Source organism: Actinoalloteichus hoggarensis (genome assembly GCF_002234535.1).
In the GTDB taxonomy this organism is placed as follows: Bacteria; Actinomycetota; Actinomycetes; order Mycobacteriales; family Pseudonocardiaceae; genus Actinoalloteichus_A; species Actinoalloteichus_A hoggarensis.
In genome coordinates this window covers 4,115,578-4,128,141 of the sequence record NZ_CP022521.1, presented here as the reverse complement: position 1 = coordinate 4,128,141, position 12,564 = coordinate 4,115,578, and the positions used below count along the sequence as shown (strand labels likewise).

General features: G+C 72.0%; 10 protein-coding genes. 4 read left to right on the top strand and 6 right to left on the bottom strand.

Annotated elements, in window-relative coordinates:
* Nucleotides 1-34 precede the first annotated feature (34 nt).
* The gene (locus AHOG_RS17670) at nucleotides 35-2,557 is read right to left on the bottom strand and encodes a helix-turn-helix domain-containing protein (RefSeq protein WP_169725875.1); all 2,523 of its coding nucleotides are present in this window, start codon (nucleotides 2,555-2,557) and stop codon (nucleotides 35-37) included.
* Between the two features lie 153 nt (nucleotides 2,558-2,710).
* Between AHOG_RS17670 and AHOG_RS17665 the strand changes: the two genes are divergently transcribed.
* Together AHOG_RS17665 and AHOG_RS17660 are read left to right on the top strand one after the other, a co-directional pair.
* The gene (locus AHOG_RS17665; protein WP_093942346.1) at nucleotides 2,711-3,865 is read left to right on the top strand and encodes an alpha/beta hydrolase; all 1,155 of its coding nucleotides are present in this window, start codon (nucleotides 2,711-2,713) and stop codon (nucleotides 3,863-3,865) included.
* A gap of 15 nt (nucleotides 3,866-3,880) precedes the next feature.
* Nucleotides 3,881-4,189 (top strand): hypothetical protein, encoded by a 309-nt coding sequence (locus AHOG_RS17660; RefSeq protein ID WP_184450941.1) that lies wholly within the window; start codon nucleotides 3,881-3,883, stop codon nucleotides 4,187-4,189.
* Between the two features lie 311 nt (nucleotides 4,190-4,500).
* Here AHOG_RS17660 and bla read toward each other — a convergent pair whose 3' ends face one another.
* A complete protein-coding gene (gene bla / locus AHOG_RS17655) occupies nucleotides 4,501-5,394 on the bottom strand; it encodes a class A beta-lactamase (RefSeq protein WP_260404121.1) in 894 nt (297 codons plus the stop codon).
* Between the two features lie 560 nt (nucleotides 5,395-5,954).
* Between bla and AHOG_RS17650 the strand changes: the two genes are divergently transcribed.
* Nucleotides 5,955-6,791 carry an alpha/beta fold hydrolase gene (locus tag AHOG_RS17650; protein WP_093942345.1) on the top strand — a complete coding sequence of 279 codons (837 nt, stop codon included), beginning with the start codon at nucleotides 5,955-5,957 and terminating at the stop codon, nucleotides 6,789-6,791.
* Nucleotides 6,792-7,093: 302 nt separating this feature from the next.
* Nucleotides 7,094-8,809 (top strand): IlvD/Edd family dehydratase, encoded by a 1,716-nt coding sequence (locus AHOG_RS17645; protein ID WP_093942344.1) that lies wholly within the window; start codon nucleotides 7,094-7,096, stop codon nucleotides 8,807-8,809.
* 442 nt (nucleotides 8,810-9,251) lie between these two features.
* Here AHOG_RS17645 and AHOG_RS17640 read toward each other — a convergent pair whose 3' ends face one another.
* The 4 genes from AHOG_RS17640 to AHOG_RS17620 all read right to left on the bottom strand — a co-directional run bounded on the left by AHOG_RS17640 (nucleotide 9,252) and on the right by AHOG_RS17620 (nucleotide 12,509).
* Nucleotides 9,252-9,689, bottom strand: coding sequence for an OsmC family peroxiredoxin (locus tag AHOG_RS17640; protein WP_093942343.1), 438 nt, complete (start codon nucleotides 9,687-9,689; stop codon nucleotides 9,252-9,254).
* 508 nt (nucleotides 9,690-10,197) lie between these two features.
* Nucleotides 10,198-10,650, bottom strand: a complete 453-nt coding sequence (locus AHOG_RS17630) for a discoidin domain-containing protein (RefSeq protein ID WP_245856284.1) — start codon at nucleotides 10,648-10,650, stop codon at nucleotides 10,198-10,200.
* 83 nt (nucleotides 10,651-10,733) lie between these two features.
* Nucleotides 10,734-11,711: an alpha/beta hydrolase gene (locus AHOG_RS17625; protein ID WP_281258032.1), complete on the bottom strand. Its 978-nt coding sequence runs from the start codon at nucleotides 11,709-11,711 to the stop codon at nucleotides 10,734-10,736.
* A 285-nt stretch (nucleotides 11,712-11,996) separates the two neighbouring features.
* Nucleotides 11,997-12,509, bottom strand: coding sequence for a MerR family transcriptional regulator (locus tag AHOG_RS17620; RefSeq protein ID WP_093942340.1), 513 nt, complete (start codon nucleotides 12,507-12,509; stop codon nucleotides 11,997-11,999).
* Between the last annotated feature and the right edge of the window lie 55 nt (nucleotides 12,510-12,564).

The window sequence follows — 12,564 nt, the reverse complement described above, 5'->3', positions numbered from 1 at the left end:
GGCGCCGCCGGATCCACCGTGAACAGGCCCGCGGTCATCCCGTCGGGATGCCGTCCGTCGTCCGCTCGGGGACGGGATCGACCGTCCCTGCCGCGGCCCGCCGAGCGTGCACGCGGGCGAAGTGTCGATGGAACCGAGCATGGCTGAACTGGTAGACGACGCCCGTGCGCCGCAGCACGCCCCGCCTGCGGGCGTCGGCGAGGAAGCTCATGACGGCCCAGGGCAGCCGACCCGTCAGCGGCAGCCAGACACGGGTGAGGACCAGCCACTGACCCCAGGCGGTGAAGCCGAGGCAGTAGCAGCCCGCGCCGATGGCCCCGCCCACGCCGCCGAGGGCGAGAACGCTGTCCATGCCCCAGTCGAGCGGGCCGAGCAGCGGCTGGAACAGCGTGGCCGCGAGCGCCCCGACGGCGCTGATCGTCAGCGTCAGCAGCGGAGCGACGATCAACACCTGGCGCAGGACGATCCGGCGGTTGTCCGCGAGCATGCTCCGCGGATCGGTCACGGTGGCCAGGTCGAGCGGCGCCTCCAGCGCCGCCAGCAGTCCGAGGACGGCGCCCACCGCCACCCCGAAGATGATCGCGAAGAGGAAGGCGTTGATCAGCGTCATGCTGATCACCTGCTCGACGGTCGGGGGGAGGCCGCCCACGATCCCGCGCCCCAGGGTGCTCGCGGGGCCCAGTCCGAGACCGACGACGAATCCACCGAGTACTCCGCCGCCGACCCGCGAGGACACGGCGGCGGGCAGTGCCCGCGCGAGCCCGGCCCGAGTACGGCCGAACAGGCGGATCCGGACTCGGGAGGGCCCGACGGGATTGTCGAACAGGACGACCAGGAGGCCGTAGGCGACGCCCGCGCCGAGACCGACCAGGGGCGCGAGCAGCGCCGCGTCCAGCAGACTCACCAGGATCGACTGCCACAGGCTCCGGCTGCCCACGACCACGTCCAGGACCAGGACGAAGAGGAAGTCGAGCGCACCCGCCAGGAACGCCGCCGCCACCGCGACGCCGAGGATGCGGCCGGCCGGGCTCAACGAGGAGGCGAGCCGCCACCAGGCCAGGTCGGGGGTGGCGAGACGGTCGAGATGACAGGCGAGGTGGCCGAACCAACGCTGGACTCGTTCCGGCGTCCAGTTCCGCACGGGCGCCGCTCCCGGCTCCGTGCCGTAGGCGGCGGGGATCAGGCCGCTGACCAGTTCCTCTTCGATGTCCTCCGAGGTGGGAAACCGTGTGACGTCCAGGAGGACCGCCGGGTCACGGCCGGGACCACCGTGGTAGACCCGGCGGGCGAGGTCGACCATGAGCGGGGTGCTCAGCGCCGCCGCGAGATTCGCGCAGCCCGGGTGTCGCGGCCGGGTCCGGAGTTCGGTCAGGACCGGCTCCCAGGCGTCGACGGTCCGAGGCGGTCTGCGGCTGTGCTGCAGATGGTCGACGAGGTCACCGGTGGTCAGGTCGGCGAGTCGGACGACGACCGCGCGGGTGAGCGCGCCCTCGGATCGGACGGCCTGGTGGTACTCCTCAGGTCGACTCGTCATCAGCATCGGCAGCCGCGTGCGCCGCAGCGCCGCCATCGCGATCTCGTGAAGGCCCTCGGCGATCTCGTCGAACCCGTCGAGCACCGGCAGGATGCGGCCCGCCTCGACGAGTGCGGCGGCCAGGGACGAGCCCGCCCCGGAGTCGGCGGCGAGCCCCGGATCGTCGCGAAGGAGCTGTTCGATGAGCCAGTCACGCAGCGTGTTCGCCGTGGGATCCCAGGACCCGAGGCTGAAGATCACCGGGACGGGGCCGGTGTTCGCCGGATCACGAAGCCGCTCCAGGACGAGACGGATGGTCAGGATCGTCTTCCCCGATCCGGCTCTCCCCAGCACCACGAGCCTGCCGGGCGGCTGTCGACGAAAGATCGCGGCGAAGACGCTCAGATCGTCGACCAGGTCCGCGGCGGGCGAGAGGCCGTCGGGTGGCGGCGCGGGGTCGGCGTCCTCCTCGGCGGTCGCCGCGCCCATCGGACGCCAGCGGATGGGCAGCGGTCCGGGATCGTCGACCCGTTGCTCCTCCTCACGCTGCCAGCGGCTTCGCACATGGTGCGCGAGCCGATCCGCGGCGTCGTCGAGATTCGCCTGCAGCGTCGACCGGTCCCGTGTCCTGGCGCGCGCCTCCCGGCCCGACGACGTGGTCGAGGCGTCCGCGTGGCCGGCCTCCGGCGGCGGAGGAGACGACGGCGGCGAGGGCTGGGGCGGCGGATACCGCCTGTCGTCCGGCTCTCGCGGCTCTGAGAGCGGCGGCCTCGTCGGCGGCGACTCCGGAGTCGCGGGCTCGTAGGGCGACAGTCGGGTACCGCCGTCGCCCGCCGCGGCCAGCAGTCCGCGGCGCTGCGGGCCGGTGACGTCCAAGGCGTCGGCGAGCAGTCGGACCGTGCCGACCCGGGGATCGCCCGCCTGGCCGTTCTCCAGTCTGCGAATCGTGCGCACGCTGATGCCCGACCGTTCCGCCAGCTCCTCCTGGGTGATCGCCGTCTGCGCCCGCAGCGTGCGTAACAACGCGCCGAACTCGTTCCCCACCGTGTCGCCTCCTCTCTTGTCCGAAGCACCCGGCTCGGTGTGGACGACGACCGGTCGACGTCGACCGGTCATCGATGACCGGTCGATGTCCTGGTCCGCTGACCAGCGTGGACACACCATCTCAGGTAGATCGACTCAGCAGAGGGGAAAATCATGAACGCTCACCTGAAAGGACGCCGGTCGGGGCTGGTCCTCATCGTGACGGCCTGCCTCGTCAGCACCGCGGCCTCGGTGGCGGGCGCCGAGACCACGGGGCCGGACATCGCGGCCCCGGCCCCGGCGGCGTCCGACACCGCGCCCCCGGCCCCGGTGCCCACGGCGACGGCGGCCCCTGCGACGACCCCGCCGGAGCTCGCCGACGGGTTCGGCCTGACCGTGGTCAGCGAGCCGGAGTGGGTGGGCGACGCGGGGCGTACCTTCCGCTTCTCCGTCGCCGCCGAGCAGGTGCCGACACCTACACTGCTGCCACAGCAGGAACCGGGCACGCACGTGATCATGGTGACGCTGCCCGAGGACTACGAGGCGACGAGCACCACACGCCACCCGGTGCTGTACTCGCTGCACGGCGGCGTCGACCGGCCCGACACCCTGACGAACCTCCGCATCGCGGAACAGTCCACCTCAGACACCGACCTCATCGTGGTCCATCCCAACGGCAGCGGGCGCGGCTGGTACACGAACTGGCTGAATCCGGGCGCCCTGGGCCCGCAGGACTGGGAGGACTTCCACCTCGACGGCGTGATCCCGTTCATCGACGCCAACCTGCGGACCATTCCGACGCGGGAGGGCCGCTCCGTCATCGGCCACTCGATGGGCGGCTTCGGCGCCTTCCGCTACGCCCAGCGCCGCCCGGATCTCTTCTCCCACGTCGGCAGCATGTCCGGCGGTCTCGATCTGCGTGGCGCGGAGCAGCGGGCCGTCGTCGTGGGCAGCCTGGTCACCGAGGTGGGCGGCGTGCCGACGGCGGGCGGAGACGCGATCTTCGGAGCCCCGTTCTGGCCCTACGACGCGATGTGGAACGCGGAAAGCCCGGCACACGACGTGGCCGCGCTGCGTGGCATGGGCGTCGCCATGTACGTCGGCGACGGCGGCGACCTCCTCGACGACCCGGTGCAGGCCCTCATCGAGCACCGAGCCAGGCAGACCAACCTGCTGGCCGCGTCGCAGCTGACGGCCGCGGGCATCCCCTTCGACTTCGTCGATTACGGGAACGGCTCGGACTGGGCGCCGGGCTGCACCGGCAAGCACGCCCAGGAACCCTGCCTCCAGGCCGACCTCGACCACTTCGTCCAGCTGATCAGCCGGTGAACAGGGGGTGTCGACATGGCAGGCGGCTACCGATATCACTGCGGCGAGTGCGACCACCGCACCGCCTGGCTCACCGAGTCCCAGGGTGAGGAGCAGCACCTCCAGCATTACCTCAGCAGGCACTCGGGAATCCTGCCGGGCGGCTGGAAGGAGTCGGCGCCGCCTCGCACGGGCGGTGGCGCCGGCGGCTGCCTCGGCGTGCTCGGCGGGGTGTTCCTGATCCTGGTGCTGGCGAGCACCTGCGAGGCGGGGGCCGCCGTGCCGCCGGCAGGCGGATCGAGCGTGTCGCTGACCGTCGAGCACCGTCTCGATCTCCTGCGCTGATCCGCAGGGCCGCACCGTCCGTCGCGAGGGGACCACGACGAGACGCCCGGGCGATGCCGACACCGGTCGGCGCGGGACTCGGGCGTCGGCCGGCCGTCGTGCGACGGCCGGCCGTGCGACGGTTCGCCGTGCGGGGCCGCTGAGACGACGGCGGTGCGGTCCGGCGATCCACTCGGCGCATGACGCCCCGGTGAGGACGGGACGGCGCCGCAGGCTCGCGCGGGCGCGTTCGGTGCACCGTTCGAACCCGCGCCCGCCGTGCCACGAGCGGGCGGGCCGGGCCCTCGGGTGGAGGGCCCCGGCGTGCTCGGTCAGGCGTGCTCGGACACGGCGGCCAGCGCGATCGAGGCCGCCTCCGCGATCACGGCCTCGTCGTATTCCGCATACCGCACGCCGATCGTGGTGTAGACGGTGAGCAGGATCGGCGCCCGATCCGGCGGCCACAGCACGGCGGTGTCGTTGACGGTGCCGTATCCGCCGCTACCGGTCTTGTTGCCGACTCGCCAGCCCGCCGGCGTGCCCGCGCGAATCCGGTTCGCGCCGGTGACGTTGGTCAGCAGCCATTCCGTCAGGATCTCCTGCCGCTCCGGTGCGAGCGCGTCCCCGAGCACCAGCGACCGCAGCGTGTCGGCGAAGGCACGAGGCGTCGTCGTGTCGCGCTCGTCGCCCGGCTCGCCGGTGCTGAGGTCGGGCTCGACGCGGTCCAGTCGGGTGGTCTCGTCGCCGATCGCGCGGACGAAGGAGGTGAACCCGGCCGGGCCGCCGATCTCGTTCAGCAGCAGATTCGCCGCGGTGTTGTCGCTGTAGCGGACCGCCGCGTCGCACAGCTGCTCGGCCGACAGCCCCGACGCCACGTGCTGCTCGGTGATCGGGGAGTGGTGCAGCAGGTCGTCCGCGGACCAGGTGAAGTGCCGGTCCAACTCGACGGTGCTGGTCTCGTGGAGGATCGCGGCGCCGAGCAGCGCCTTGAACGTGGAGCACATCGGGAAGCGCTCGTCGGGGCGGTGCGCCACCACGGTCGCATTACCGGTGTCGTAGGCGTAGACGCCCAGCCGAACGCCGAAGCGGTCCTCCAGCTCGGCGAACTCCGCGGGCGTCAGCACGGCAGGCGACGGCGGCGGACTCGACGGCGGCGACGCGGATCCGGTGACGGACGTCGTCCGCTGTCCGGTGTCCGAACACGCGCCCACCCCGAGTAACACCAGCGACGAGGCCGCGGCTCCGAGAACGGCACGGCGACTCAGGGTCCTGGAATGACGGATCACTACGGAACACCCCTCTGTTCGGTCGTCGACGGTCGGCTTCCAGCCGGAGCGGCCGCGACCTCCGTCGACTGTGTCTGATCCTCACTCGGCCCGCGGCGGGCGCCGTTCGGGCACGGACCGCTCGGCGGCTGTCACAGCCGCCCTCGTCGCGAAGGGCGCCGTCGATCGCAGTTCCCCGCAGACCGATCAGAAGACGTGCGGGTCGACGGTCGGTTGCCCGCCGGCCGGGAGATCACTCGGACCGACGGCGTCACGGGCGGACCGTGCCGACCAGCGGGATGGGCGGGCCCGTGCCTCCGGCACGAGAGCGGCCGCGGCGATCCGGTCGATCCGGCGGGATGAACCTCGTCCGACCCGGCGACCCGAGACCGTCTCGCGCTGCGCGGCGGCCGAGGGCCTGCCACATTGAGGGTGCCGAGGCTGATCATCGCCCCTCTCGTGCGGTGAGCCGAAGGTCTCGGGTCGCCTGCCCGTCCGCGTCTTGAGAGGAAGGTGCGTCCATGTCCCGTCTCACCGTCGGCCGAGAGAACGAGACCGACATCGAGCTGTACTACGAGGACCACGGCAGCGGTCGCCCGGTCGTGTTGATCCACGGCTTCCCACTCGACGGTCACTCCTGGGAGCGGCAGGCCGCCGCACTGCTGGCCGAGGGCTTCCGCGTCATCACCTACGACCGCCGCGGCTTCGGGCAGTCCAGCCAGCCGACCACCGGCTATGACTACGACACCTTCGCCGCGGACCTGAACGTCCTGGTGGAGCGCCTGGACCTGACCGAGATCGCGCTGGTCGGCTTCTCGATGGGCACCGGCGAGGTCGCACGTTACATCGCCGTCTACGGGGCGGAGCGCGTGGCGAAGGCGGCGTTCATCGCCTCGCTGGAGCCGTACCTCGTCAAAAGCGACGACAACCCGGACGGTGCCGCGCCCCCGGAGTTCTTCCAGGACGTCGCACGCCAGGTCGCCGCCGACAGGTACGCCTATTACACGAGCTTCTTCGAGGACTTCTACAACCTGGACGAGAACCTCGGCTCCCGGATCAGCGAGGAGACGGTGCGACACGGCCACGCCGTGGCCGCGGCGGGCGGCTGGTACGCGGCCTCGGCCGCGCCGCTCACCTGGCCCACCGACTTCCGCCACGACATTCCCCGGATCACCGTCCCGACGCTCATCCTGCACGGCACCAAGGATCGAATCCTGCCCATCGACGCCGCGGGTCGCGCCTTTCACGCCGCCCTTCCGCAGGCGCGTTACGTGGAGATCGAGGACGCGCCGCACGGCCTGCTCTGGACCCACGCCGACGACGTCAATCGAGAACTGCTCGCCTTCCTGCGCGACTGAGCGCACCGGTGCGCGGGACCCGACACGGCACCGCCGTCCCGCGCACCGTCGGCGATCGAACCCGGCCGAGACCGCCGCCGATCGCGGAGCCTGCCCATGCCGACTCGGGGGGACCCGGTCGTACGGCATCGACGACAGCACGAACGTCCACCCGAGACCGGCCTGCTCGTCCCCCTCGGCGCGCGTTCCTCGGCGCCCGCTCTCCGGTCGGCGAGCCCAGACCGCCGGATTCAGGCCTCGGCAGCCCCGCGAGCGTGCGCTATGTTCCGAAGAGGAGCCCGCCCGCCGAGGGAGGAACGTCCATGGCAGAGCAGCGCAGCTCACAGTGGTACGCCGGAGACGATCGCAACGCCTACATCCACCGGGCGTGGATGCGCCGCGGCCTTCCCCGCCACGCCTTCGACGGTCGCCCGCACATCGCCATCGCCAACACCGCCTCGGATCTGACGCCGTGCAACGCGCATTTCGACGAGGTGGCGACGAGCGTGAAACAGGGCGTGTTCGAGGCGGGCGGCATCCCGGTCAACATGCCGGTGGTCTCACTGGGGGAGACGCTGGTCCGGCCCACCGCCATGCTCTGGCGCAACATGGCCGCGATGGCGACCGAGGAGATGCTGCGCGGCAACCCGATCGACGGCGTGGTGCTGCTCGGCGGCTGTGACAAGACGACGCCCGCGCTGCTCATGGCCGCCGCGTCGGTGAACCTGCCCGCCCTGGTGATCCCAGGCGGCCCGATGCTCACCGGCACCTTCCGAGGCACGCCGCTGGGCTGCGGGACCGACGTGTGGCGACTCAGTGAGGAGACCCGCGCGGGCACGCTGTCCCGCGAGCAGTTCACCCGCTCCGAGTCGGCGATGATCCGCAGTCGCGGCCACTGCAACACCATGGGCACGGCGTCCACGATGGGACTGCTCGCCGAGGCCCTCGGCATGGTGATCCCCGGGCTCGCCGGGACCCCCGCGCCGGACAGCCGCCTCCTGGAGGCCTCGCACGAGTCGGGGCGACTCGCCGTCGAACTCGTCCGGCGGGGCAGACGGCCGAGCGAGATCCTCACCAAGGCGGCCTTTCACAACGCCGTCGTCGCGCTGTCGGCGATCGGCGGCTCCACGAACGCCGTCGTGCACCTGCTGGCGATCGCGGGGAGGCTCGGCGTCGAGTTGACCCTCGCCGACATCGATCGCATCGGCGCCGAGGTGCCGCTGCTCGTCGACCTTCAGCCCGCCGGTCGCTTCCTGATGGAGGACCTGCACCGGGCGGGCGGACTGCGCCCGGTCCTGCGGGAGGTCCGGGACCTGCTCGATCCCACAGCGCGCACGGTCACCGGATCGCGGCTCGTCGACGACCTCGACGACGCCGAGATCTGGGACGTCGAGGTGATCCGCCCCCGCTCGGCACCGATCCGAGAGCAGGCGGGGATCGCCGTGCTCACCGGGAACCTGGCCCCGTCCGGCGCCGTCATCAAGCCCGCGGCGGCCTCGCCGGAGCTGCTGCGGCATCGAGGACGCGCCGTGGTGTTCGACTCCATCGAGGACATGCACGCCAGGATCGACTCGCCGGATCTCGACGTCGACGCCGACTCGGTGCTGGTGTTGCGCGGCTGCGGGCCGCGTGGGTATCCGGGTATGCCGGAGGTGGCGAACATGCCGCTGCCGAGGAAGCTGCTCGAACGCGGGGTCCGCGACATGGTCCGGGTCTGTGACGGCCGGATGAGCGGCACGGCCTACGGGACCGTGGTGCTGCACGTCGCGCCGGAGGCCGCGGCGGGCGGCCCGCTGGCGGTGGTGCGCGACGGCGATCCGATCGTGCTCGACGTCGCGGCCCGCACGATCACGGTGGACGTCCCACCGGGCGAGCTGGATCGCCGCAGACCGTCCTCGGCGCTGCTGGGCGGCCTCGCCGACCCGCGGCGGGGCTGGGAACGGCTTTACGTCGACCATGTCATGCAGGCTGACACCGGGGTCGACCTGGACTTCCTCGTCGGCTCCAGCGGCGATCAGGTCGCGCGCGAATCGCACTGAGCGGACGTCGTACGGCGCAGGCCTCGACGGGCCGATGCGGCGGATCGCCGCTCGATCGAAGCGGGCCCGCCTGCCTCGCCCTGGTCGGCGGCGGCGTCCGTCCGGTTCGGACTCCACGGCGGAGTCCGGCCTGTTCCCGAGACGTCGGCGTACCGATGTCGTCGAGCGTCGTGCGGTCGGAGACCGACTCGCGGAAGTGGACGCCGGGGGACGGATCCCGTCACCCCGGGCCGCGGCACCTCGGGCCCTGCCGCGTCTGCCGCGTCTGCCGCGTCTGCCGCGTCGCGTCGGGGCGCGGTGGCGTCGGCCGTACCGAGCGACCGCCGACCAGGCGTCGGCGACCCGCGGATGACTGGACGCGCGCCTCGGCCCGGCGGCCGACGCCGACCCGCCACGCCGGTCGCCGTCCGTCGGAGGCCGGTCGCGGCGGGCATCGTCCGACTCAGTCGAGCGCGGCGTCGAGGGTGATCGTCGTGCCGCTCAGCGCCTTGCTCACCGGGCAGCCTTCCTTCGCGTCGGCGGCGACCTTCGCGAAGCCCGCCGCGTCCAAGCCCTCGACCTCGCCGCGGACGGTCAGCGCGATACCCGAGATCAGGAAGCCGCCCGCCGGGTCGGGTCCCAACGTCACGTCGGCCTTGACCTCCAGCGACTGCGGCGTGCCGCCCGCCGCCGCGATGAGCGCGGAGAGCTGCATCGCGTAACAGGAGGAATGCGCCGCCGCGATCAACTCCTCCGGGCTCGTGGTGCCCTCGGCCTTCTCCGCCGCGCGCTTCGGGAAGCTGACGTCGAAGGTGGCGACTCCGCTGCTGCTGAGCTCGACCTGTCCCGCGCCCTGCTCCAGCGTTCCGTTCCAGGCCGTCCTTGCGGTGCGAACCGGCATTCCCGATGCCTCCCAGACTTCTCGTGATCGGTGTCGCCGTCGAGTATTCCACCGGCGGGCGGTGGAGGCAGATCGCGGTGATCACCGCCGGCCTGCCCGTGTCGGCGCCGACTCCCCGCCGGAAGCCCGTCCAGCACGGCCGCCGGTTCGACCGCGGCGTCGACGCGGTGGGCGGGATACGGCGCGGCGGCGAGGCGAACGGCGACGGCGGCGAGGCGGAGGGCGGCCTGGGACCCACGGCGCGGCACGCCGCACGCCGATCGAGACGCCGACGTTCCCACCGATGCACCCGGCGGCAGTACGTCGCGACCTGCCCGTGTCGGCGCCCCGATCGGTCGCGATGTCGGCGGAACCGACGGACTGAGGCTAGCCTGACCGAACTCGATCTCCGACGGCGGTCGTCGGAACGGGTCCGCATCCGGTCAGTGGATCATCCGCCACACCGGCGGCAGGCCCGCCGACCGGGCATCGCGACGCGGACCCCTCCCGACCTCATGGGCTCGCGTCCTCACGAGTACACGCCCAGCTCGTAGAGGGCGTAACCCCACTCGCCGCCGCGGCCGGTGCCGGTCAGCCGGACGAAACGTCCGGTGCCCTCGACGTCGATGCCGTCCACGCCGCCGTCGCCGGTCGTCGTCGTGTGCAGGGTGGTCCACGACGTCCCGTCCTCGGACACCTCGATCCGGTACTCGCGTCCGTAGGCGGTCTCCCAGACCAGCTGGACGTGTCGGATCTCGCGGGACTCGCCGAGGTCGACCCGCAACCACTGCGGATCGCTCCAGTCGCTCGCCCACCGCGTCCCGAGATCGCCGTCGGTGGCCAGGTGCGGGAGGTACGGGGCGCCGTCCCCGGTCTCCTGAAAGGAGGACGCGGTCGTCGGCCTGCCCAGCGCGAGGTTCTCGCCCGGCACCGGCGGCTGCGCGCGATCCGTCTCGGCCCGCCCCAGGGCGCCCGATTCCACGAGGGCCGCCCGCCTGGTCCCGCCTGCCCGCGTAAGGCGCGGGCAGGCGGGTGCCGTCTCGCGGCGTGCGCGCTGCGTCGGGATCAGGCTTTCCGAAGCCTGCCGATGATGCCGTCGAGATCCCGGAGGAACATGTCCTCGCGGAAGAAGTGTCCGCCCGGCACCTCGTGCGACTCGTGGGGAATGCCCGCTCGGTCCAGGGCACCCCGGAACTCCCGTTGAGTGTTGAGCACCTGGACCTCGTTGATCGTGTCGAACCAGTCGACGGGGTTGGGGCTGGTGCCCGCCACCAGGAAGACGCGCTTGTGGCGGTAGCTCTCGACGCGCTCGACGGGGTTGTCGGCGCTGACCCTGGCCTGATCCCAGGGCACGCCGTAGACCGTGCCGCCGCCCAGCTCCACCGCGGCCGAGGACAGGTTCGCCCAGTGCACCACGAGGTCCCCGGAACCGCGGAGACTGGCCGGTCCGGAATGCGAGCTCACCGAGGCGAAGTGGCCGAAGTACTTCGCCGCGTACTTCAACGCCCCGAAGCCGCCCATCGAGAAGCCGGCGAGGGCCCGGCCGTCGTACTCGGCGAACGTCCGGAAGTTCGCCTCGATCCACGGGCGCAGCTGCTCGAAGTGGAAGTGCTCCCAGTTTCGAGGCCCGACGTTGGAGCTGACCGGATTGGAGTACCAGCCGGCCGCGCCGCCGTCGGGCATCACGACGATGATCGGCCTGCCCGCCGTGAGCCCCCGGATGTTCTTCCGGTCGAAGCTGATGAAGTCCTCCGCTCCGCCGTGGAGCAGATACAGGACGGGGTAGGTCCGTCCGCTGGTGTGATAGTCGTCCGGCAGCAGGACGTTGACGCCGGGGTCCCAGCCGATGGCCTCGGTCGCGAAGCGGTAGTACTGCATGCGACCGGCGTTGACGTCGCTGTCCACGACGCGCAGACCGAATCCGTCCTGCGCGGCGGCGGCCGGAGCCGTCGCCGTGAGCGCGACACCCCCGAGCGCCATCGCCGCGGTCATTCCCCCTGCGGCCTTGAAGACCGTTCGCCGACTCCACTGTCGTCCGCTCAAGAATTCCTCCCGAATCCGAGACAAGCACCGCGATCGAGTGATCACTCTCCGCGTGTGTATGGCTACCAGAACGGGGAGTCGTCTCGGGTGGGAATGAACGAACCGGGAAGGTCGACTGTCGACGGAGGACATGCCGTCGGCTTCGCCGCAGCGCCCGTGACGCTCGTGCTCAGGCACCGATGCCCGCGGCGGGCCGTCGCGTCGCGGTCCCCGCCGGCCTGCCGCCAGGCCCTGGCTCTTCTGGGTCCGGAGGAGTCCCGACCTGCGTGGTGCGCGACCCGACCCTCATCCGCCGGGGCGACCGGCCGGGGCCGTGCTCGCCGCCGCCGGGCCGTCCAGCGTCGTTCCCGGGCCGTCCGCCGCCGATCCGGCGGGCGTGCAGGACGGGCCGTCGCGCCATAGGGAGTCGGCCGACCCGGCGGCCAGATGCTCCTCGTACAGCGTCACCTTGAAACGAATGACGTCGAGCGACTCCTGAAGCTCGGCCAGCTGCCGGGTGACCTTGGCCTCGTGATCGCGGAGCAGCTGGAGCCGGGCGGCCTCGGTGCCCGCACCCTCGCGCACCAGCTCGGCGTAGCGGCGGATGTCGGGCAGCGCCATCCCGGAGGAGCGCAGCCGGATGCAGACCCGCAGCCAGCCGACCTCCCGCTCGGTGAAGAGGCGGCGACCCGCGGAGTTGCGCCGCACCGGGTCCACGAAGAGACCTTCCTGCTCGTAGAACCGCAGCGCGTGCGTCGACAGGCCGGTCAGCGCGCTGACCGCACCGATGGTCAGCGTGATCTCGGGAGCAGCGGTCATGTCATCCACTGTAGGAGTTGACTTCGAGTCGTCTCGAACTCATAGCGTCGCCGAC

What these genes read in the sequence shown, in the direction of transcription:
- AHOG_RS17665 (WP_093942346.1), top strand. Translation starts at nt 2,711, where the DNA reads ATGAACGCTCACCTGAAAGGACGCCGGTCGGGGCTGGTCCTCATCGTG.
- AHOG_RS17660 (WP_184450941.1), top strand. Translation starts at nt 3,881, where the DNA reads ATGGCAGGCGGCTACCGATATCACTGCGGCGAGTGCGACCACCGCACC.
- AHOG_RS17650 (WP_093942345.1), top strand. Translation starts at nt 5,955, where the DNA reads ATGTCCCGTCTCACCGTCGGCCGAGAGAACGAGACCGACATCGAGCTG.
- AHOG_RS17645 (WP_093942344.1), top strand. Translation starts at nt 7,094, where the DNA reads ATGGCAGAGCAGCGCAGCTCACAGTGGTACGCCGGAGACGATCGCAAC.
- AHOG_RS17640 (WP_093942343.1), bottom strand. Translation starts at nt 9,689, where the DNA reads ATGCCGGTTCGCACCGCAAGGACGGCCTGGAACGGAACGCTGGAGCAG.
- AHOG_RS17620 (WP_093942340.1), bottom strand. Translation starts at nt 12,509, where the DNA reads ATGACCGCTGCTCCCGAGATCACGCTGACCATCGGTGCGGTCAGCGCG.